The organism is Nostoc sp. 'Peltigera membranacea cyanobiont' 232, from assembly GCF_002245985.1.
Classification (GTDB): Bacteria; Cyanobacteriota; Cyanobacteriia; order Cyanobacteriales; family Nostocaceae; genus Nostoc.
The window spans coordinates 24892-46998 of record NZ_NOLK01000042.1 but is presented as its reverse complement, the minus strand read 5'-3'; the positions used below and the strand labels follow the sequence as shown (position 1 = coordinate 46998).

Below are 22107 nucleotides of genomic sequence, written 5' to 3'. Positions count from 1 at the left end.
TAGTTTATAGCGACATTAAGGGAAAACTCTGCTCCTTTTGCTAGCTACGATATTACAGTTTTTCAAATTTTCAGCACCTAGCTTAGGCATATTAAGTTACTTCACTTCGCTGGGTTCAAACTTAGTCACCTTACCTTTCTTAATCGCTACAATCACATCATAATGCGAACAGTAAGCGAATGTGACATCATTGGCTTTGTTATAAAGATTAACTACATGACCTGCACCACCTATCTGGATACCGATTGGCTCCAAATCACCAAAAAAGAAACGACGAAGTTGATCGCCACTACCAATCTGACCCTTACTTTTAGTCAGCAAATCTAGTTTTTGGGCTACAGATATCTCTTCGGCTGCTGATGCCTGCACTAATGACGGATTGATCGCTTTTAATGGTACGTCCCAAACTGTGAAAAAACCAACCAAGGCTACGCTTGTAAGTAAGGGTGCGAGTTTCATTTGTTACTTCTCTTTTTTGTTTTATCCTGAACATCCCAAGCATCTCAGGTAGCAGTGAGAGCTTATTGAAACTAAGCCACTATTTTCATGAATTTATCCTTTGAGAAAACTTAGTTGATTCTCAGCACTTTCTCAGGTAATGATGTGAACTCAAAATCACAGCATAATTTAAGTATTTTCTCAACAAAACCTCATTCAGTTAAGAATGGCGGCAATTTATAATGGGCAATGCTTTTATTGCAGTGGTGTTATTGTGACTAGACCCAAAAGACGACATCACCTAGTTGATAGAGTTTCAGGACAAACATATCTCTGGCTGGCAATGCTAATTTTTGCCGCATCTGGTGCAGTTACCCGGAAGCTAACAGAAATTGGTGCTGAACATTTTATCGGCGATCGCAATCCGATTTCTTTGTGTAATGTTTTATTTGTGGGAAACCTTTGCGCCTTGATACTTCTGATCCTCATCTATGGGCGACAGTGGAACAAAGCTACTTTGAAGCAACTCTCAAGGAAAGATTGGGTCAGTCTAACAGCAGTAGCTATTTTATCGGGAGCGTTGGCTCCGGGCTTAATTTTCCAGGCACTTGCACTCACAGAGGTGAACAATATCATCTTGGTGGGACGCTTGGAACCGCCGCTAACTCTGGCTTTATCAGTCTGGTTATTGAGAGAACGGGTAAATATTTGGGAATTTATCGGAGCGATCGCAGCCTTTGTCGGTGTTATCCTAACTATCATCCTTCAGCCTCCAACAGATACGATGATGAATATGGGAGGTTTCAGTTTAGGCATAGGGGAAGTTTTAGCAGCAGTAGCGTCTATAGCTGGAACTGCTTCTACCATTATTGGTAAGAAATACCTTTCGCAAATTCCTTTGGGAATCTATAGCATTTTTCGGACTGCACTAGGAACCATAATCTTTTTCTTCATTGCTTTAGTCCTCTATGGCAGCGATCATTTCGCTAATGCCCTCTCACCGTTCTTATGGCAATGGATGTTTTTATATGGTGGGTTGATTGTGGTGGTAGGCCAGTCTTTTTTGATTAAAGGCTTGAAAACTTGTACTATATCTACAGCTTCATTAATTGGCTCATTTGGCCCAATTGTGGGCATCATAGCAGCCTATTTTATTTTGGGTGAAGCCCCTACCTTACCTCAATATATTGGCGGTAGCGTTATTTTAGTAGGCATATTTTTCAGCCAGTTTGGAATTTGGCGTAAGACTTCTAGCATTGCGTCTGGCAAGGTAAATTCTACTGCGGCACAGCAACAGGTAGAAGCTGATATGGGATTCAAGGGAATTTGAATCAGGCGGAAGAATTTTAGATTTTGGGTTGAACAATCTAAAATCTAAAATTGAAGGCATAGGGGACAGAAGGAAAGAAAGCTTATGCCCTAAGCCTTTGCGTTATTTTTAACCGTACAGTTATTACTGCCCTGCTGCACTAGTATGTCAAAATAAAAATACCAGATATATCAAGGTGAGCGATCGCTCCCAAAGCTAGATTAAAGGATTGACCTGAGCAATGGCAGACCAAACCAATCACAATCAAGCGGGAGAAGTAGCTCCCAGCACTGTTGACAAGCAAGCTCCCAGTGTGGCTGAAGAAAACGCTCCGAGTACAGACTCACCTGAAGCCACAGACCTTCCTACTGCCAACGCGCCAGATTCAAACGCTGCTAAACCAACCGCGACACCCCCCAAGCGAGAAAAACCCGCAGCCAAAGCCGCAGTAGGGGAAAAACCAGCAGCAGCCGCAACAGAAGAAAAACCCCCCGCAGCTAAAGCTGCCAAAAAGGAAAAAGCCCCAGCTGTTGAAGATAAGCCATTTGTAGAGTTTATTGAGCAAGACTACTTGCCAGCTTTACAAAAAGCGATCGCTCAACAAGGTGTGCAAGATTTACAGGTGTCTTTTGCCAAGCAGAAATTGCCAATTACTGGCTTTGAATCTGCTGAAGAATGCTGGCAAATTATCGGCACTTGGAAAGAAACAGGTGCGCGTCAGTTTAACCTGTATTTCCCCGAAGAAGATATTCAAGGGAAAAAGGGATTTTCCTGTAATGAAGGCAAAAAACCTAGCACTCTTGAGTCATTCTTAATCGATGAGCGCAAAATTACGCTCGATTTGTTGGTATTTGGCTTAGTTCAGCGCTTGGACGGTCAAAAGTGGCTAGGTATAAATTAGTCATTGGTCATTGGTCATTAGTCATTGGGTTTTTGACAAAGGACTAATGACAATTTAAAGTTCGTGGAAATGATAGGTAACGGCTCCAGTATTGGGGTCGTTATCTATTTTTACATAACCTGATTTGTACATCTCATTGAGAGTAGCTTCTACTTCAGCAAAGCTAGCTCCCGTGAACTTAACGCCTTGAGTGACGGTTAAAATACCACCCTTGCTTTCCGCCGCTTCAATCAATTTAATCATCAGTTGGTTGCCTGTTGGGCGGTGGACTTGAGAGGCAACCACTGCCTGGTTCAACGGCACACCGAAGGGAGATACACCCGCTTTTAACTAATTTCAGCAGAAGTCCCACGTCTCACTCTTAGGAGCGTGGGATGAATGCTGTGCGAGTTGACGACAGTTCTACAGGCCTTCGCCGTAGGCAAGGGAGTAGAACATGGAGGAAACGAGCAAATATGTTATAATACAAATGGTTTGCTTCACCCTCATTGGTGTCTGAAAAGCCTCTGTCTAGTGGCATTACGATCATTAGTAAGCGACTCCGTTGCACAGCACGAAAGTAAGTAGGCACATCTTGAGTAATACAAGTAACCAATTGGTTTGTCCAATAGCGCAAATAAGCCAGCATTCATCTAGGACAGTAAAACTTGTAAGGTTCAAGGTACGAAATTGATAGTCTGCGGCAGGGCATGACGTGGACTCAAAACAAAGCTCAGGTAATGTCTTCACTGAAGAGTCTCTGAGAAGCCTACACTGTATGCTTGCATCAGTGTAGGTACGTCACTCTTAGGTTGTGTTCGTATTCGTCAACCATATTGGGCATGAGAAACAAATCTACGAACTGCCCGATACCAAACATACCACCAGTGAACAGCCACAACAAACCAGTCCCGATTTTGCCATTATAGAAACGGTGCAGTCCTCCTAATCCGAAAAAGAATGCTGCACACAAAATGTAAGAGACAAGAAGTCGGTCTTTATGCTGATTGTTTTCAAGATTCATCTTGTTTTCAACCTTTTGGATTTGCTCTTGTTGTCTAAGATGGATTGTCCATGCTGTAGTAATAACTACATAATAATACTGAGATAGTAGTGCTTTGAAAACATCAGATGTGCGTGCTACTCCCCTCGATCGAAACAGTGCTTATCGCTGAACTACGTTTATTTGACTACTAATCTACGATTCTTGGTTCCGTAAATATTGAATTATTGTTGCAACTCTTAATCTTTTGCTTACAAATTTCTCACCCGCACCTTGGTAGACTGAACTTTATACAATTGGATTATTGTGGGCTGTTACGCTTTAACAGAACATTACCCTTGGCTTTCTGGTGAGGCAGTCGCTCAGAGGGGTCTCCCCTCCATGAAAAACTGCGGAACCCGAAGGGTCTACTTAAGATAATAAAGACGAAAGAGCAATCAAGACATGGTAGATTCCCTCAAAAAACCAGGCTTTGAAGAAATCCGGCCAGGGATTAAAGTCCCGGCAAAAGAAACCCTGTTAACACCTCGGTTTTATACTACCGATTTTGATGAAATGGCGCGGATGGATATCTCTGTCAATGAAGACGAGTTACAAGCCATTCTCGAAGAATTCCGCACTGACTACAACCGCCATCACTTTGTTCGGGATGCCGAGTTTGACCAATCCTGGGATCATATTGACGGGGAAACTCGCAAGTTGTTCGTTGAGTTTCTAGAACGTTCTTGTACGGCAGAGTTTTCTGGCTTTTTGCTATATAAAGAACTCGGCCGTCGCTTGAAAGGAAAAAACCCTGTCTTGGCAGAGTGTTTTAACCTGATGTCACGGGATGAAGCACGTCACGCTGGCTTTTTGAATAAAGCCTTGTCGGACTTTAATCTGTCCCTAGATTTAGGGTTTTTGACTAAGAGTCGTAGTTATACCTTCTTTAAACCGAAATTCATCTTCTACGCCACTTATCTTTCTGAGAAAATCGGTTATTGGCGCTACATCACCATTTATCGCCATTTAGAAGCACATCCCGAAGACCGGGTTTATCCAATCTTCCGGTTCTTTGAGAACTGGTGTCAGGATGAAAACCGTCACGGTGATTTCTTTGATGCGGTCATGAAATCTCAGCCGCAAATGTTGAATGATTGGAAAGCACGGCTATGGAGTCGGTTCTTCTTATTGTCGGTGTTTGCAACAATGTATCTCAATGACATCCAACGCAAGGACTTTTACGCCACCCTGGGATTGGATGCACGAGAATACGACATCCATGTAATTCAGAAGACCAACGAAAACGCCGGTCGGGTGTTCCCTCTAATGCTGGATGTAGAGAATCCAGAGTTTTATCAGCGCTTGGATACTTGTATCAGCAATAATGAGAAGCTGGGTGCGATCGCTAATTCTAACACTCCCAAATTACTGCAACTCTTCCAGAAACTGCCACTTTACATCTCCAATGGTTGGCAGTTATTAAGGCTGTACCTAATGAAACCGATTGATACTGTTTCTGCTCAAGGGGCAGTTCGTTAATTTATAACAGGTTTGCGAAAGCTTTAGTGGTTCTGTTAATTGCAGAACCACTTTTTTTTCTTGTAACAGTCAATGCTTGACACCATACCTCTACTTAATCATTCATGAACAACAAAATTCCCGACTTCTCGAAGAAATCAGGAATCTGAGGCTTCAATTTTGACAAATCAAATAGGATTCATATAGCGATTTTGATAGTAAGCCAAAATTTGGTTAACTTGTTGCCGACTTTCTGAACCAGAGTTTGCTGTCCACGAAATAGACAAGCCACCAATTTGACTTTGATTGTAATCAAACTGTTGGGATGATTGGGGAATTAAATCCACTTCTACCCCTTCGACTTGACGCAAATGAGCTGCTATCTCTCTATAGACAGCTAAAGGCAAACCAGCAAATTCAATTTTTTCCTTAGTCTCCATCTTTATGAAGCTCCAACATTAAAAGGATTTGAGGAGGGTATTGTCACTGAAACAGGATTACCATTAGCAGATGTAGCTGATGGCGTTGAGTTGACAGGCCCTTCCCCTACCATTTTGGCAACTTCTATACCAAATTGTTCAAGAATTACAATCGGATTGGAGCCTCCATTCATTTCAATCCGTTTAATAAGTACGCCGTTGGCCAATCGCTGTCCAGCTTGCACATAGCGACTCGTTGGCTCATCCGGTACTTTGATAATTGCTTGCGGTTCCTTACTAATTAGAACTACACCAGTCACAATAACTGCCCTTGCTAACTCAGGTTGTGCTGGTGGTGGCAGTACAGATACTAAGGTGGGGTTAGAGACAACTTGAGGTAAAACTTTAGGTAAAACTGAAGTCAAAGTAGGATTGACTTTTTTTGGTACAGAAGCAATGTTATTTTTCTTCTGATTCTGATTTTTCTGATTCTGATTTAAAGCTACGCTGCGTGTTGGAAGTTTTCGTACTGCTATCGATGCAGTCGGTAGCTTAGGCAACACGGGAACAGGTCTTCCAGGTGTTGTAGACACTCTAGTAACCATCTGTCCGAAAACTTGTGCAAACGGATCAGTCCGCTCTTTTGATACCAGAATTAACGGTGCCCGCTCTGTAGCATTAGTAGATTGAATCAAGCTAACAGATCCGGGGGTAACTTGTGAAACTTGTTTGGCAGGTATCACTGGATTCTTAAAGGATTGAGCCGCAGGTGGCGACTTCGCTGCTATTTTGGGAATCGGCGCAGGATTGATGGCTTGTGGTGTATCTTCAGAAGCACATCCAGCGATCGCTAAGGTTAAAATAGCTGCAATTGTAATTTTTGAATTTCTGCCCATGAGCTGTTCTCAAAAGCCATTGGAAAATTAAAAAATGGATATCTACATGCCTGAAATTTTTATCAAAGGCAAAGTATGTTCCCTTTATAACCTAATTTTTTAGATTTCAAGAGTTATTTTTAGCACTAACAGCCCAGCATAACTGCGGATTTAGTTTATTTGCAGTTAATCGTCTGCTACACCCATAAGCTGTTTCATCAAATCTAGACCTTTCTTGACTCTACGGGAAACCGTTACGACACTGATTCCCAGATGTTCTGCAACTTGTTTTTGTGTTAAATCTTGTAAAAAAACGCATTCCAACACATCGCGGGTGCGTTGCTCGAGCTGAACCAATGCTTGTTGCAAGCGGAGTTGGTCTTCTTGTGCCAATTGAAAGCTGCGATAGTGAGGATCTGGAACCAATTCTCCCAAGCAGGTAGAGCCTTCTTCTCCATCTTGGATTGGCACATCAAGACTCAAGGGAGCGCGATTTATCCACGCTAATTTAATTTCTTGCCATTCGTTTGGAGAAATTTCCAGTGCTGTTGCTAATTCGGTGTCTGTTGGTTGGCGATTATGCTTTTCACGCCAAGAGCGTGACACTCCTATTGCTTGCTGTTGCAATGCTAACCACTTCCGAGGAATTCGCACGGTAACACCTTTATCTCGGAGATAGTGTTGAATTTCACCCCGAATATAGGGAAGAGCATAGGAACTAAAGGCATGTCCCTTGGAAAGTTCAAATTTTTCAATCGCTCTGATTAAGCCCAAACATCCAACCTGGATCAAATCATCGTAGGTTTCATGACATTGATTTGTCCAGTAGTGAGCTTCTTTTCTCACAAGTCCAAAATTGAGTTTTACCAGTTGATTGCGAACATTTTCTGACCGAGATTGCTGATATTCTCGCAACAACTGCCAAATTTCATGTTTTAGTTCATTGGTGACTGTGGTAGGCATAGCACCGTATTTATTGAGTAAATTAACAATCAATTACTCACTTTTAAACTCAACTGCGATCGCGCTGTATTTATATAGCAAATTCTCTAGACAACAAGAACGTTTTTCTAAAAAAATTCCATAGAGTTGCTTGACAATCGAGCAAAGTTTAAATGAGCGAAATTGGTATTTAGTTTGTTATTTATCTTGGGGATTATCTGTAGCTGTTTTTCAAACTACATAGGAATAAAATATAAAATTAATTACTAAATATAAAACCGGGATTTTACTTAACTTTAATTAATTAATGGTGAAGCTAATTTTTATAAACTAAACAACAGTAGTCGGATTGTTTTGGGATAGGTAAAAGTTTGATTTACAGTAAAATTACGTGTCCATTCAAACAAGATTTATCCAACAATTAAAAATTACTAATAATATTTAGAATAAAGTATGTATATTTACGCAAGCCAATAAACCAAATAGTGAGATAGCCTTTGTTGTACTGGGGGCAATACGGTTCAATCAATGGTCAATGTCAAAGGAAATTTTTTTAACGTAGATGCATGCAGATAGGCTTGCCGAAGGTAACGCCATCTCTACGAGACTCTATGCAAACGCGCAGCATTTCGCAGAGAAGGAAGAAATGCTTAACTAAGCTGTATTGGTACTGGGGGGATCTTTTGAGGAAAAATATCACTAACCCAAGGGTATTGGGTTTTAACCTTTCTCCTCTTTGTAAAAATCTATCTACTCCCTAAAAAAAGGCAGGGCTGTTTCATTCTTTCAAAGCCTCTTGAAAAACTAGGGACAAGGGAAAAAGGAATTTTTCTCTTGTCTTTTTTCGTCTCTGTAAGGCTTTTATCGGAATGAAACAGCCCTGAAAATGGTGGCAAAGAAGTTAACTTTCGTGATGAGACCTGATGCTTACAGAATTACAGTTCTGAATACCAGGTCAGTTATCTAAGTCCAGAGAATTTAGCCACGACTCGGTTCAACCCGTCCAAAAAATAGACCGCGAATCTTGACTTCTTTGGGTTCGCCAGCACCTAAATCTGTATCAGATGGCTGTTCGCTCTCAAAAGTACCAGCAATTTCACCACTAGAGCTATCTACTTTAGCGATTTGCAGAGAAATCTTGCCATTAAGATTTTCAGCACGCTTTACATTAGTGCGGGTAAGTTCTTCATCATCCGCTTGGGCGGGGAGAGCTACAGCATTATCGTAGCCACTCACGACACCACGACCTTTGGGATCTAGGAAGGCAGCACCACGATAGGAAGGAACTTTGAAAGTACCTTCAAAGTCCGTGGAGGTGTTAATACTGCTCAAACTGGGTTGGGTTTGAGCAACCAAGTTTTTGATGGTGAAGAGGAAAGGTACTCGCTCACCGCCAGGGAGTTGCACAGTGATGGCTTGGAAGTCAAGACCATCGGTTTCCACAAAGGTCAAGCTATTATCTGAGTTGATTTTTAGGTTCCCTTGCACCTGGTCAATAGTGGAAGTGTATCTGGTCAACAATTTGCCAGCAACAAATTCTGCTTCTTGGCGTTTATTAGCAGGTTCTTCTTTGATGAAGAAGCTAGTTGGTTCTAAGCAAAGTTCTTTGATGGCATAAGACTGGCTAGAATCAATGGGAATGGAGCCACGGTTTGTTTCTGCTAGTTGGGGGCATTTGTTTGCCAAGCCAGTGCCACGAATTTGGTCGTAAGTGAGTACATCTCTACTACTAGTGGCAGGAGCATCACTACAAGCAGTTATTAGTCCCAGGCACAAAGCCAAGAATGCAACAATTAAAGCGCGATACCTCATGGTCAACCTCAATCTCAAAAATTAATATCTAAGTTGTAAAACTGCATCGAAGCTTTGATCTCTGACGAGAAGCCATCCTCGATCGGATACTGCATTGCTCTGATTGCCAGAGTTTAAACAAGTGTCCGGGCGTATAGGTTGGAAGTCGCCACTCAAACTTTTCTCTGCTAAACGTAGTTAAACGTGTCGTTCTCTTGAGCTTGGGATGTAAACCCCAGACTGAGTAACACACTGCATCCATGTTGGATGTGTGTTACTAGGGAAGCAAAAAACCAGCAGTTTTACTGTTGGTAGCATTTGTTAGAGTTGGGCGTGTGGATGAGTAAGCGCCACACAGAGCGGCATAAGTGCTTGCCTCAAAGAGTGCGAAGAGAGTTGTCTGCTTCGCACTTTACTTTTGCCAATTGCAAAAGCAGCGTCGCCCAAGTCTTTTTGTATCATGTATGTGACGCTACTACATACAGCCCATTGTTTGATGGGTAAATTAGCCAGATCATACGATTTTTTTTAACTCAAAATCAAAGTACTCAAAATCAAAGAAAATCTCGTCTCGATCGCATCTAGCTGCTGTGGAGGCTATGCTAAAGGTTACTACGCTCTTTTAGGAGCGATCGCAATTGCTTTTAATAAAGATACAAATCTAGTTATATTCAACCCTTACTTAGGTAAGTGAAGGGATGGGGGGACGCAGTGAGTCAAGAGGAACTAGGGAAAATTAAAAATCTCCGGTAAATTTGAGTTGACCTCATTTATACGGAAAGGCTGGGATGAACGATCGCAAAAATCTGGAATCAGGGGAGTTGTCCTGTAAACTGCAAACGCTCGCAACTGTAGTGGATGATGCAGTTCGGGATTGTGAAGGCGATACTGTAGCTCTTTTGGCTTTGCTGCGGCAACTAGAACAATTACATCGAGAGATCCGGGATGGGGTTTTTCAAGAGAGTTTGCCTGTTAACCGTCGGCAACTTTACTCGCTGCTGAAAGATATTGAGTCTGAGGGAGGTTGGCCTTATATTGAGCGCATGAGGCTACAAGCCTTTTTAGCAAATTTGCCACAAGAGGCTCCCCAAGAAAATAGCCGTGAAGTTTTGGAAAGCGATCGCTCCTTTGCTGATTAGCTCGAAATTAACAACTCGGATCGCCTCATCAACCGCTAAACCAAGAGCGGTTGCTCATTGAGGCTTTAAGAGTCATTAGTCAATGATAATTTCCCACCTCTGCTTAGGATTTGTGGGTTATGCCATTACAAAGAAGGCGATCGCGCTTTTCAAGATTACGGTTGTGCTTGAGGTAATCACCTACCCAGTCGCAACCACGAACAAGCAGATCGTCAAGATTTAAATTCCACAAAATTATTGTGTTGTCATCACTAGCTGATGCTAATGTTTGACCATCTGGGCTAAAACTGACACTTAACACCGCAGCACGATGCCCATTAAGACTTTTAATTAATTTACCTTCATGACTCCAGAGTTTCACTGTACTGTCCCAACTGGCGGCAGCAAGCAATTCACCATTGGGACTGAAAGTGACAGCATTAACGCTATCGCTATACCCCTTTAACAAGGTTTTTAACAAGGTACCATCCCGTCGCCACAGTTTTACGGTGTTATCCCAACTGGCAGAAGCCAGTAACTCATCAGTGGGACTAAAGCTGACACCTAAAACCCAACTGTCATGGGGCGAAAAAGTTTTAAGCAACTTACCTTCACGGTTCCACAGTTTCACAGTTTGGTCATCACTAGCGGAGGCTAAAATCTGACTGTCAGGGCTGAAAATTACGCTATTTACCCAACCCTGATGCCCTACTAAAGTTTTGAGCAAGTTTCCTTGACGGTTCCACAGTTTCACCGTTTTATCTTTGCTAGCTGATGCCAAAAACTGACCATCGGGGCTGAAATTCACGCTCATCACACTATCGCTATGTCCGTGGAGAGTCTTGATTAAAGTACCGTCAAGCCGCCAAAGTTTCACGGTTTTGTCATAACTTCCTGAAGCCAACATTTCACCTTTGGGGTCAAAACTGACACTAGGAACTTTATTTTTATGTCCTACTAAAGTTTTGTAAAGTCGGGTTTTCACTTCGTCATTATTGGTGTACCGTTTCCAGAGCTTTACGGTGCGATCGCTACTACCAGAAGCTAGCATCTGACCGTTGGGACTCCAAGCAACGCTCAAAACTCGATCCTGATGTCCTTGAAGAATAGACGGTGTTGGGGCATTTAAACTCCATAGTTTCACGCTTTTGTCGAAACTTCCTGAAGCCAGCAATTTATTATCTGGACTGAAAGCGATGCTAACAACAGCATCGCTGTGTCCTTTGAAGGTTTTGAGTAAAGTACCAGTGATACTCCAGAGGTTTATGGTATTGTCTTCGCCTGCGGAAGCTAACTTTTTACTATCGGAACTAAAGCTTAAACTCCACACTGTGCTGCTATGGTGCCGTAAAGTTTTGTAAGGACGAAAGTCAAAACCGTCTTTAGTGCCATTGCTCTCCCTCTGCCAAATTTTTACTATCTTATCTCGACCTGCTGACGCTAAAAATTTCCCATCAGGGCTGAAAATAGCCACAATCACACCCTGGCGATGTCCCTGCAAAGTTGTAACCAGGCTACCATCCCGTCGCCAGATTTTCACTGTCTTATCGTCACTAGCCGAAGCGATGAATTGACCATCGGGACTGAAGTTTACCCAGTTAACCCAACCTTGATGTCCTCTCAGTATTTTTACCAAGCTACCATCTTTACGCCAGAGTTTTACGGTTGTATCCTTACTGCCAGTAGCTAACAACTCGCCATCAGGACTGAAATTAACGCTATAAACCCAATCTTTATGTCCTTTCAGGGTTTTATATGGCTTGGGGTCAAATTCACCTGTAACCGGGTTTTTGTGCCAGATTTGCACTGTTTTGTCGAGGCTGGCGGAGGCTAGGGTTTGACCATCTGGGCTGAAACTTACACAGGTAACAGCATCAGTATGAACTTTGAGGGTTTGAAGTAAAGTACCATCAGGATGCCAAATTTTCACCGTCCGATCTCGGCTACCTGATGCTAGGGTTTGACCATCTGGACTGAAAGTTACTCCCCAGACAATATCGGTGTGTCCTTCCAAGCGGTTAACTTCTGTTACCCCATAAACTGCCTGTTGCAGGGCTGTCACCACCCGCATTCGAGTATCTGGTTGCACTCCATCTGCTTGTTTAAGTCCTCTCCAAGCCCGCAAACTTTCTAATAAAGCATCAAACTCTTTATTAGACGCAAATAGAGCTTCGCTAGCAGCAGTAATTCCACTAATTCTCAAGTTGGTTTCACTGCGTTCAGCTCGGAGAGTTTGGCGAATTGCTGCTGTTTTTTGCAAGTCGGCTTGCCACCATAATGCTGCTATTGTTCCCCCCATGATTGCTAGGATTGCGCCTACAATCCGTGCTTCTCGCAGTCGGCGTTGCAACACTAAATTGAGTTGCTTTTGACTAAGTTGTTGGGCTACTTCCGCTCTAGTTTTTTCGAGTTTGATTTTTTCAAATTCGGCGAGCATACCATAGTTGTTTTTTTGGCGAATAGGTTCAACTAAATAATCGTGAACTAGCTGGTAGCGATCGCCTAATTCTTCTCTGACTCGCAATACCAAACCTGAACCTACCAATATTTCTAAAATCAGTTCCCCAACTATGTCAAAGCTTGATATTGTATCTAGATAGTGGTTATTAACTAATGCAACCGCTAAATCAGCTTTAGTTTTTAACGGTCGCGTGCCCTTTTCATCAGTTAACTCAAATAATAATTTCCAACTTAACTCTTCATTCTCCGGGCCGCAGTCTTTGATCGCTTCCCCTAGCCAGCGTTCAACCAATTTTGCCGAGCCGCCGCAAAGCTTGTATTGTCCAAGGGTAGTAATGTTTTCTATTTGTAGTTGAGCGCCAACTATTTGTAATTCAATTGGATGTACTTCATCTAGTTCTCCTGTCAAATCCTGGACTAATCGGTTAATTAATTCCTCGCTCAGTTCATAATGCGAACGTTGAGTAAGACTGTGAATTATGGCTTTAGCATCCTGACTAGAGAATTTCCCTAGATAGTAACGAATATCCTTGTCGAGAATATTTTTATTAATTATACCTAAATCATATAGTCCAATACTATTTTTTTGGCTCAACCGTTCAAATTCTAACAAATGATGTAAATAGTCTTCTCTTAATGAAAGAATAATTTTTACATAAGAAATATTTAAGCATTCACTAAAGAATTGATAAAATTCTATTCTTTGTGTGGGAGGATTACTAATAAAGAAAAATTCTTCAAACTGATCTAATATCAGAATTATTGTATAATTTCGCTCGACTGCTAACCGAATTTTTTCTAGCAGTATAGTAGGTGTAGAGTCAGGATTAACCGATATTCCTGTGTATGCTAGCACTTGGTTGAGACTGCTGATTAAGACTGTGAGCCAATCAGTATAAACAGATAAAACAATAGCTATAGGAATGCGTTCACCGATAACTTTTCCGATCAGCGCTGGGACTAAACCAGCTTTGAGAATTGAACTTTTACCTACGCCTGATGGCCCATAAATTACCGTCAGTTTATAGTCAGCACGACTAATTCTTTCAATCAACCGATTCACATCTTGCTGTCGTCCAGAAGCTGATATTTCTTGGGCAACTCCTTCAGGAATAAACGGTATTTTTTGAGATTCTAATGCTGGGTTAATTCTAGAAAGTTGCGGCTGTAATTGACTTGCTCCAATGAAGGCACGAAAGCCATACTGATGCTCTATTTTAATTTTTTCTTGCTTGAGCTTAAAGGCTTCTGTATAGTTATGACGCTCAAAAAAGTAAAGCGATCGCAGTTCCTCTAAAATCTCTAAATAAAGTGATGGCTGATGTTGTAGCTCACAAACTACCCTTCCCCATTCCAGATTATCGATCGCTTCTTCTGATTCACCTAGATGTCTCTGTGTACGTGCAACCAAGAGCAGATACCAACTTTCTTGTCGTCGTGTTCGCAAAGCATCTCGTAGAGGAATTTCTGTTGCTTCTTCGGAGATAGAAAGTGCTGTATTCGCTAATTCATGAGCTAGTATCCAATTCGACTCAGAAGCTGCCACATTTGCCAAAAAACCATAATTTTGAGCAATTTGTGCAGGAGTTCCATAGGTTTTATGTAGATGTAATGACTTTTGAGCTAATTTTTTTAAATCATCCCAAGCTTGTAAACGTTGCAACATTTCACAAGCAGGCAAAATAAATTTAGCAACTAAGTCTTCTCTTTCTACACCCTCCAATACCTCCAGGCATTGTTTAAACCACAAGAGAGCATGTTCGCAATACCTACTATTACTATTGTGATGTAAGTCTGCCATCCGGTGATAACACAGCCCCAGGTGGAATAGCACTATTGCTTGCTTGAGTAAAGACGAGGGAGGGGTAGGGTGAGGATATGAGAGAGGAAAAGAAGAATTACTCTCCCACTCGGCTACTCTCTTCGTTTCCTGCTGCCATAACGCTAGGCTTCTTTGATAATTGGCTAAAGCACCATTAATTTGATCGTTGGCGTATTTATCTCGCCCTAACACAAATTCTAAACTAGCTTCTAATCCTGGTGTTAATTGAACACCATATAGGCGCAGCAAATCATTACGGGCTGATTCTATTTCGTGGCGATGTTGGGACTTAGGATCTAAATCTAGGGAGGCATTAGATAAAAATGTTTCAGCACCTGCTTCTAAAACTTTGGTAAATAAAGATTCTGCTTCTTGATGGATCAAAGCAATTAAATCTGCTTTTGCCATTTCAAATTTAATTGTGGTTGCAGCCCAACTTTTAAAATCAGGTGCTAATCTGGACAACAATGATGCCACTTCATCTTGTAGCCACAATACCACTGAAAATGGAAAAGTCGCAGCATAGATATCTCGCGCTTGGTTAATGCCTGTAAGTAAGTTTTCTAGGTCGATCGCTGACTCAAGACCAAAAACCATAACAGCTGCTGGTAAAGAGTCTGTGAGGATAGCAGGATTATCTAAAGATAGTTCTGAGACTATTGTGTTGTGTAAAGAAGTAGTTGATGGATTGAGAACAATTTCTCTAATATTGATATCTTTGGTGATGGAGTGAATATTTTCTAACATTTGCTCGCGTAATTGCCCATAGTTACACCGAACTAAAATCAGGGCAAATTGACCTTCGGAAAGTGCGATCGCTCTAATCAGTCTTTGCAAAGTATGCTGATTTTCTTTGGTGTAGATGCGTAGCGGCTTGTCATTAGTCATTGATTATTAGGCATTGGGCATGGGACATGAGGCATTAGTCCAATGGCAAACGACAAAGGACTAATGATAAATGACAATTAACTTACTCAGAACTGTTACTTGTTTTGTTGCCAAGCTAAAACTTTTTCTGTTTCTGCAAGAGCTGGACTGATGCCAAACCAGCGCCCTAGAGGATCGCGATATTCAAACAGATACATGCTTCGTAGTAAGCTCTGGTAGTCAGACTCACCTTTAACTCTCTGCTGCTGCACTACTTCAAACAATAATTCCCACTGGGATTCATCAATAGCTAATAGCAGATCGTCGCGGTAGTCTTTAATCACGGCTTCCAAGCAGTCCCTAGAAAAAGGTGGATCTTGCCGTTGTAGACAGCTATAAAGTAAACCCAATAAGTTGCGAATGTGACCACCGCTAACGCGACAGAGACGATCCAAGGTTTGGGAGCAATCGAATAATTCTGTAATTAATGAAAGCCTTCCATTCAAAGGAACTTCTGGAAAAGCTCTTGCTAGAACTAACTGGCGTACTAGTGACATCCCTGGTTCGTAGTCATTACCATCTCTTTGCCGCACTAATACCATCGGCAGTACTTTTGGCGCAATCCCTCCCCCCAGGCGATTTTTTAGCGTCTCGTACTCATTAGAGAAAATTAAGGTCAGGGGAATGGTGTAAACTAGGTGGCATTTAAGTCGGCGTAACTGTTCGCCTCGGTCGATGAAGAGATATTCTGGTTGCGATCGCCCTGATGCTAAGGGACGCATATCTACTCGATCCAAATTATCTACAATCACTACCAGTCCTTTTTGACCCCGCAGCTTTAGCTGTTCAACAGCCTTGTCTAAAATTTCTTCGTTAATCGCTTGCAAAATACTATTAGTACGTGGCTCCAAATATTGCCTCAGTTGATTCCGCACCTGGGTGCTATCTTTAGTTTTGGCGGTAATTTTGGCAATACCCAAGGACAACTCTGCTTGTCCAGAAAGCTCTATGGGGCTTTGCAAAAAATCGCCTACTTCTTTGAACAAATTGGTAAAGTAACCACCTTTGAGTTTGATGTTAATGCCTTCTAAACTGGCACTTACTTGACGGGCTACACTCAGCAAAATATCGCTGATATCTATATCGGCCATATCTAAGTCTTGACTAGACTCAAAATAAACTACATGAAATCCCGCCAATTCTAGTTCTGTCTTTAGGCGCTGCAATTCTGTTGACTTACCGCAGCCAATATGACCTGTAAATAACTGGCAAGTTGGCTCATCAGGAGAAATCCTAACTATAGTCCGTTGCAATTCTTCAACAATCTTGCAACCACGGACATCAGCAAAATCTATGTAATACTGGCGATCTAGCACGTTACTTATATTAAGCGTGTAACTTGGATTACATGCTTTGTAAAAACGTGACAAATTTAATGTCGTTTTCATGTTATGTGGAGGCGGATGTAGATGTGTGGAGATGCAGTTCTATTCGTATTTTTTATACAAACAATCTCTAGCCTGGATGTAGGCACACGATTAATTCGCAAGTTGGTAGTATCTTGCAAAAGACAGTATTTATTACAGAATCACTGTCAGTAGTACGGTAGAGATTTAATTGACCCTAATAACCTTAAGCATATCTGTCCTTTTTACACCTGCTATTGAGGTTTTGACAATGTAGTAGCTTTTATTTGACCTGGCACAAACCTTTCTGGCTGAGTTAATCAGCAAAAAAAGCTACTACATTGTATGATTCCCAGTTTGTTTGGCTGATGAGGTAGGACTGGTATGAATTATAGCAATTTATACAGACATTCAGGAATACTTAGCTATCATTTCACATTCTATTTGTCAAGAAAACAAAATCAGAAATATTTAAATTAATATTTTGTAATCTTTAGAGAAAAAATATTTGACTATCCCTTGTCAAAAAGACAACAGTGAGTTAAGAATGGACACCGGAAACTTTAATAGGAGGTATGACTAGGGCCAGGTTGGTTGTGTACTTACTGTAAAGTGTTACTAAAAATAAAAAAAGTCTTGAGGAGAGTGGCTAATAGATGCCGACAGTGTTTACTGAGATTAATGATGATACAAGCGCGTCAAGGAATTGGAATTGTAACCAGAAAGGGGTTTGAATGGCTGGCATATTATCAGTTTCCCGCACGGATCTAGCCCAGCGTCGTAAGAAATTACGGCGGCGGCGGCAGATGAAAATTATTCAAGCTGTTTGGCGAACTTTTGCCATTACTGGTTTGGCGGGTGGATTACTGTGGGTGGCAATCCAACCGATGTGGGTGTTAAAAACTCCCAAACAAGTAGTGATGAAATCAGGCAATCAATTACTGTCGGATGAGACAACTAAATCCCTGTTGGTGCTATCTTATCCCCAATCTTTGTGGCGGATTGAACCAGCAGCGATCGCTAACTCTTTGAAAAAACAACCAACTATTGCCCAAGCGATCGTCAGACGCCGCCTCTTTCCCCCTGGATTAAACATCGAAATCCAAGAAAGAGTCCCTGTCGCGGTAACTCAAACACCAAGTGGACAAAATCAAGGCACTGGCAACAAAAAAATCACAATCGGCTTACTAGATGCCAGTGGGGCCTGGATGCCTTTAGAAAAATACACATCACTGAATCCCACTAGGAAACTACCCAATCTCAGAGTAATTGGGTCGCCAAAACAATACTGTCTCTACTGGACTCAAATTCATCAAGCTGTCAGCCAAAGTTCCGTAAAAATTATGGAAATTGATTGCCAAAATCCAGCGAATTTAATTTTGAAAACAGAACTAGGAAATGTACATCTTGGTGTTCCAGGCCCCCAGTTGTCTGAACAAATTAAGGTACTCGCCCAAATGCGCCATTTATCAGCAAAACTCAATTCCGGTCAAATAGAGTATATTGATCTGAAAAATCCCGAATTTCCCTTAGTACAAATGAACCAAAAAGACCAAAAATTAACTCCCAAAACCCCTAAAAACATCTAGCAATATTTAATGTATTGATAGCTCCTAGTAAATTAAGAAGCTTTCTGCTGATAAATGTATTTATTATTTTCAGTTTTCCAGCAAACCGCACGAAAATCGGCATTAACTTCTAATTAAAATGAGAAGATCAATCATATAAATTTCCATTGCGAGTAAAACACTCTCAATTGTTACCCTAACATCTAAATAGTAGGGTGCAAGATGTCGGATAATCTAACTTTGGTCTGTTGAGGATACTTCCAAAGACAGTTTACTGAAGTTAAAATCTGTAAATTTAAGTACTGCCGAAAGTTGCGTAAATGTTGCTTTTAGGCAATCAGTTTGGACTATTTGGTACCGTAATTCCTAATTGGGTTAAGAAACCTCTAGGAAAATCTTGATTTTTTGACCACACTAGTGAGGGTTCTCGTAAGATAAACTATTGCTCCAAACAAAGTGTCCATTAAGACCCCCCAAACAACAAATTAATCAGGTATAGTCTGACAAGTAAATTCTTGCTTGCTTCAACCTTAAGAATAAGTAAGTATAAGGTAAAGTTTGTGTCTAAAGTTGCAATCATCCCCAATGGTGAAACCTATTAACAATATTATTGAGGCAGATAAGATGCGCTGTAGTGTGTCTTTAGAAGTTATGTCCTTCCCTGAGAAGAATGAAGAGATTAATGTCTGGTTGAAGTTATACAGGTCACTTTTAGATAAATATAGGTATACTTCTCTAGAATTGGCTGTGCGATCGGCTGCGTTAAAAGCTTATCCCATAGCAAATTTTCGTACTGCCAATTCTGTTAGGCTTGGCAGTAGTGAAAACAATAAAAAACAGTGCCATAGTATTGTGGCACTGTCAAACTATAGTTGACTCTTAGGTGAATAGCACCTGAAAAAGTCGTTTATCTACCCTTTCACAAATCCAATGACACTTGATAATAACCAAGGACTTACCTATAAAAATTCCCAATCTCCGGGACAGCCTGGGTTCTCTCTGGCAGTTAACTCGACCAATCCGTTTAATAACTCTGGGCTGAACTTCGGACAAAATCACGATAATAAGAAGATTTCTGCGGAAAATAGCCGAATTGGCGAGATTGTTCCTGGTCGGGTTGCCAACATCAAAGTGATTGGTGTCGGTGGCGGCGGTGGCAATGCCGTTAACCGCATGATCGAATCTGATGTCTCTGGTGTAGAATTTTGGTCAATTAATACTGATGCCCAAGCTTTAACTTTGGCAGGCGCTCCCAGTAGATTACAAATTGGCCAAAAACTAACGCGGGGTTTAGGAGCAGGTGGTAATCCTGCGATTGGTCAAAAGGCAGCTGAGGAATCACGAGACGAAATTGCTACGGCTTTAGAGGGTGCTGACTTAGTATTTATCACCGCCGGTATGGGTGGTGGTACTGGAACTGGTGCAGCCCCAATCGTGGCAGAAGTAGCAAAAGAAATGGGCGCTCTGACTGTTGGGGTAGTCACACGTCCATTCGTCTTTGAAGGTCGCCGCCGCACCAGCCAAGCAGAACAAGGGATTGAAGGACTAAAAAGTAGGGTAGATACACTGATTATTATCCCCAACAACAAATTGCTGGAAGTGATCCCCGAACAAACGCCTGTGCAAGAAGCTTTTCGCTATGCAGATGATGTGCTGCGTCAAGGGGTGCAAGGTATTTCTGATATCATCACGATCCCTGGTTTGGTAAACGTTGACTTTGCTGATGTCCGAGCTATTATGGCAGATGCGGGATCGGCATTGATGGGAATTGGTGTGAGTTCTGGGAAATCTAGAGCCAGAGAAGCTGCGATCGCAGCTATTTCTTCGCCGTTACTAGAGTCTTCTATTGAAGGCGCTAGAGGAGTTGTATTTAATATTACTGGTGGTACTGACCTGACTTTGCATGAAGTGAATGCAGCCGCAGAAGCAATCTATGAAGTAGTTGATCCCAACGCCAATATTATTTTTGGGGCTGTAATTGATGACAGACTCCAAGGTGAGGTAAGAATTACTGTAATTGCCACCGGATTTACAGGTGAAGTGCAAGCTGCCGTACAACAAAGTGTAGCTAACGTTCGAGTAGCACCCAATACCTCGAAGCGACCAACAACACAACAACCCGCAGTTAATCCCCCAACCTCAACTCCAACTGCAACTCCAACTCCAACTCCAATTCCAGAACCAAAAGAAAAAATTGGATTGGATATACCTGACTTTCTGAAAAACCGACGAACACCACGGAATTAAAAGATTTTGGATTTGAGATTTTAGATTAAATTAGCAGTCTCAGGTTAGGCTGAGTGCTGTATAAAATCTGTTAGTTTCAGGGTTTTACCAAAAGCAGGGATAAGCAATCTGTTGCCATCCCTAATTTTGCTCATTGGTAAAGAAATTTGTTAAAGCTACTTATAGAATTAACTTGGGCAGGAGTTTGCTGGCTTCCATGTCTAGCTGTGCTTTGGGAATAAATAAACCGGAAGACCTTCCCGACGAGGAATGCTTAAGCGTAGCCAATCGTAGGCATAGTTACATCTACCACCGCAACCTATTAAACTTATATTCAATATAAACAAAGCTGCGTGGGTAACTCACCCACGCAAGCGTCCAAAGGAATTCTATTTCCTAGATAAAAATACACCAAGTAAAAATAATTACATTGATTTTTTGTTTTTTAGTGACTGTTCAATCCATTGAATAACCTGATGACCAAGGCGAGTACCATCTAGACGATCGATCTCGCGAATTCCCGTAGGACTGGTGACGTTAACTTCAGTTAAGTAGCCACCAATAACATCAATCCCCACAAAAATTAAACCGTCTTGGCGTAAGCGTTCGGCTACTTGGGTACAAATTTCATTTTCTCTTGGGGTAATTTCGGTTTGAGCGACTGTACCACCAGTTGCCATATTATTGCGAAAATCAGTTCCACTAGAGAGACGATTGAGCGCACCAATCGGTTCGCCATTGAGCAGGATAATTCGTTTATCTCCTGCTTTTGCCTCCGGTAGATAGGTTTGTACCATTACTGGCACTCGACCTTGGAGGGTACTGAGTTCGACAATAGAGTTAAAATTGCGATCGCTTGATTGCAAAAATAAAATTCCTTCTCCAGCTTTGTTTCCCAGTGGTTTGAGAACTGCTGCCCCCTTTGCTTTGACAAATTCTCGGATAAACTCTTTATCAGCACTGACAATCGTTTCTGGAATCGCCTTAGTAAATTGGAGGGCATACATTTTTTCATTTGCCCCTCGGATGCCGCTAGGACTGTTAATCAGTAGGGTTTTATTTTGGTCAATGTAATCCAGAATGTAGGTGGCATAGAGGTAGGAATCATTGACAGGTGGATCTGTCCGCATAAATACGGCATCCATTATCTCTAAAGAAGTTAAGTAGGAATCGCTCAACTTATACCAAGGATTCGCCGCTACCCAGCGTCCCTCGACTAACTGCACTGGTACAAGTTCGACTCGCTGTAGGACAGCCCAAGCTTTGCCCTCCACGACACTCAGCAAATTTGCTTGAGTTACCCAAACTTCGTGTCCCAGGATTTGCGCTGCTTCGATCAGGGCAACACTGGTATCATGACACGGGTCAAGCAGATGGATGGGATCAATGATAAAAGCCAGTTTCACCCTTTATACCTCAATCACCAAGAAATTAAATGGTTATTCAATTATTATCTCTTGACGATCTTACTAATTGATGTACA

Annotated in this window: 16 protein-coding genes and 1 pseudogene; 7 read left to right on the top strand and 10 right to left on the bottom strand. The window is 41.7% G+C overall.

The annotated features are described in order from the left end of the window. Positions 1 to 96 precede the first annotated feature (96 nt). Complete coding sequence (locus tag CDG79_RS16245) at positions 97 to 459, bottom strand: hypothetical protein (protein WP_094343031.1); 363 nt, start codon at positions 457 to 459, stop codon at positions 97 to 99. A 253-nt stretch (positions 460 to 712) separates the two neighbouring features. On the opposite strand from CDG79_RS16245, the gene CDG79_RS16240 reads away from it, so the two are divergent. Continuing rightward, positions 713 to 1768: a DMT family transporter gene (locus CDG79_RS16240; RefSeq protein ID WP_223278174.1), complete on the top strand. Its 1056-nt coding sequence runs from the start codon at positions 713 to 715 to the stop codon at positions 1766 to 1768. Between the two features lie 220 nt (positions 1769 to 1988). Continuing rightward, positions 1989 to 2648, top strand: a complete 660-nt coding sequence (locus CDG79_RS16235) for a DUF2996 domain-containing protein (RefSeq protein WP_094343029.1) — start codon at positions 1989 to 1991, stop codon at positions 2646 to 2648. Between the two features lie 54 nt (positions 2649 to 2702). On the opposite strand, the pseudogene CDG79_RS16230 reads toward CDG79_RS16235, so the two are convergent. Both CDG79_RS16230 and CDG79_RS16225 read right to left on the bottom strand, forming a co-directional pair. Beyond that, positions 2703 to 2978 (bottom strand): annotated as a pseudogene (locus tag CDG79_RS16230) (hypothetical protein); the annotation flags it as partial. Positions 2979 to 3414: 436 nt separating this feature from the next. Further along, on the bottom strand, positions 3415 to 3651 hold the full coding sequence (locus tag CDG79_RS16225; RefSeq protein WP_442946211.1) for a TM2 domain-containing protein: 237 nt from the start codon (positions 3649 to 3651) through the stop codon (positions 3415 to 3417). Between the two features lie 423 nt (positions 3652 to 4074). On the opposite strand from CDG79_RS16225, the gene acsF reads away from it, so the two are divergent. Next, on the top strand, positions 4075 to 5151 hold the full coding sequence (gene acsF, locus CDG79_RS16220) for a magnesium-protoporphyrin IX monomethyl ester (oxidative) cyclase (protein ID WP_094343028.1): 1077 nt from the start codon (positions 4075 to 4077) through the stop codon (positions 5149 to 5151). Between the two features lie 167 nt (positions 5152 to 5318). On the opposite strand, the gene CDG79_RS16215 is transcribed toward acsF, so the two are convergent. The 4 genes from CDG79_RS16215 to CDG79_RS16200 form a co-directional block, all read right to left on the bottom strand. Beyond that, on the bottom strand, positions 5319 to 5570 hold the full coding sequence (locus tag CDG79_RS16215; protein ID WP_094327572.1) for a hypothetical protein: 252 nt from the start codon (positions 5568 to 5570) through the stop codon (positions 5319 to 5321). Positions 5571 to 5572: 2 nt separating this feature from the next. After that, positions 5573 to 6445, bottom strand: a complete 873-nt coding sequence (locus tag CDG79_RS16210; RefSeq protein WP_094343027.1) for a hypothetical protein — start codon at positions 6443 to 6445, stop codon at positions 5573 to 5575. A 165-nt stretch (positions 6446 to 6610) separates the two neighbouring features. After that, positions 6611 to 7387: an RNA polymerase sigma factor SigF gene (locus CDG79_RS16205; protein WP_094327574.1), complete on the bottom strand. Its 777-nt coding sequence runs from the start codon at positions 7385 to 7387 to the stop codon at positions 6611 to 6613. 957 nt (positions 7388 to 8344) lie between these two features. Next, entirely contained in the window at positions 8345 to 9178 is an 834-nt protein-coding gene (locus tag CDG79_RS16200; RefSeq protein WP_094327576.1) for a photosystem II manganese-stabilizing polypeptide, read from the bottom strand. Between the two features lie 767 nt (positions 9179 to 9945). Between CDG79_RS16200 and CDG79_RS16195 the strand changes: the two genes are divergently transcribed. Continuing rightward, positions 9946 to 10296 (top strand): hypothetical protein, encoded by a 351-nt coding sequence (locus CDG79_RS16195; RefSeq protein ID WP_094343026.1) that lies wholly within the window; start codon positions 9946 to 9948, stop codon positions 10294 to 10296. A gap of 103 nt (positions 10297 to 10399) precedes the next feature. On the opposite strand, the gene CDG79_RS16190 is transcribed toward CDG79_RS16195, so the two are convergent. Next, positions 10400 to 15445 carry an nSTAND1 domain-containing NTPase gene (locus CDG79_RS16190; protein WP_094343025.1) on the bottom strand — a complete coding sequence of 1682 codons (5046 nt, stop codon included), beginning with the start codon at positions 15443 to 15445 and terminating at the stop codon, positions 10400 to 10402. A 95-nt stretch (positions 15446 to 15540) separates the two neighbouring features. Then, positions 15541 to 16872, bottom strand: coding sequence for a P-loop NTPase fold protein (locus tag CDG79_RS16185; RefSeq protein ID WP_094327579.1), 1332 nt, complete (start codon positions 16870 to 16872; stop codon positions 15541 to 15543). 692 nt (positions 16873 to 17564) lie between these two features. Here CDG79_RS16185 and CDG79_RS16180 point away from each other — a divergent pair. From CDG79_RS16180 to ftsZ, 3 genes are all read left to right on the top strand, one after another. Beyond that, complete coding sequence (locus CDG79_RS16180) at positions 17565 to 18419, top strand: cell division protein FtsQ/DivIB (RefSeq protein WP_094327580.1); 855 nt, start codon at positions 17565 to 17567, stop codon at positions 18417 to 18419. Positions 18420 to 18983: 564 nt separating this feature from the next. Further along, positions 18984 to 19274 (top strand): hypothetical protein, encoded by a 291-nt coding sequence (locus tag CDG79_RS16175; RefSeq protein ID WP_223278173.1) that lies wholly within the window; start codon positions 18984 to 18986, stop codon positions 19272 to 19274. Between the two features lie 54 nt (positions 19275 to 19328). Continuing rightward, complete coding sequence (gene ftsZ / locus CDG79_RS16170) at positions 19329 to 20645, top strand: cell division protein FtsZ (RefSeq protein ID WP_094343024.1); 1317 nt, start codon at positions 19329 to 19331, stop codon at positions 20643 to 20645. Positions 20646 to 21049: 404 nt separating this feature from the next. Here the strand turns inward: ftsZ and gshB are convergent, their stop codons facing one another. Beyond that, positions 21050 to 22030, bottom strand: a complete 981-nt coding sequence (gene gshB, locus CDG79_RS16165) for a glutathione synthase (protein WP_094343023.1) — start codon at positions 22028 to 22030, stop codon at positions 21050 to 21052. Positions 22031 to 22107 lie beyond the last annotated feature (77 nt).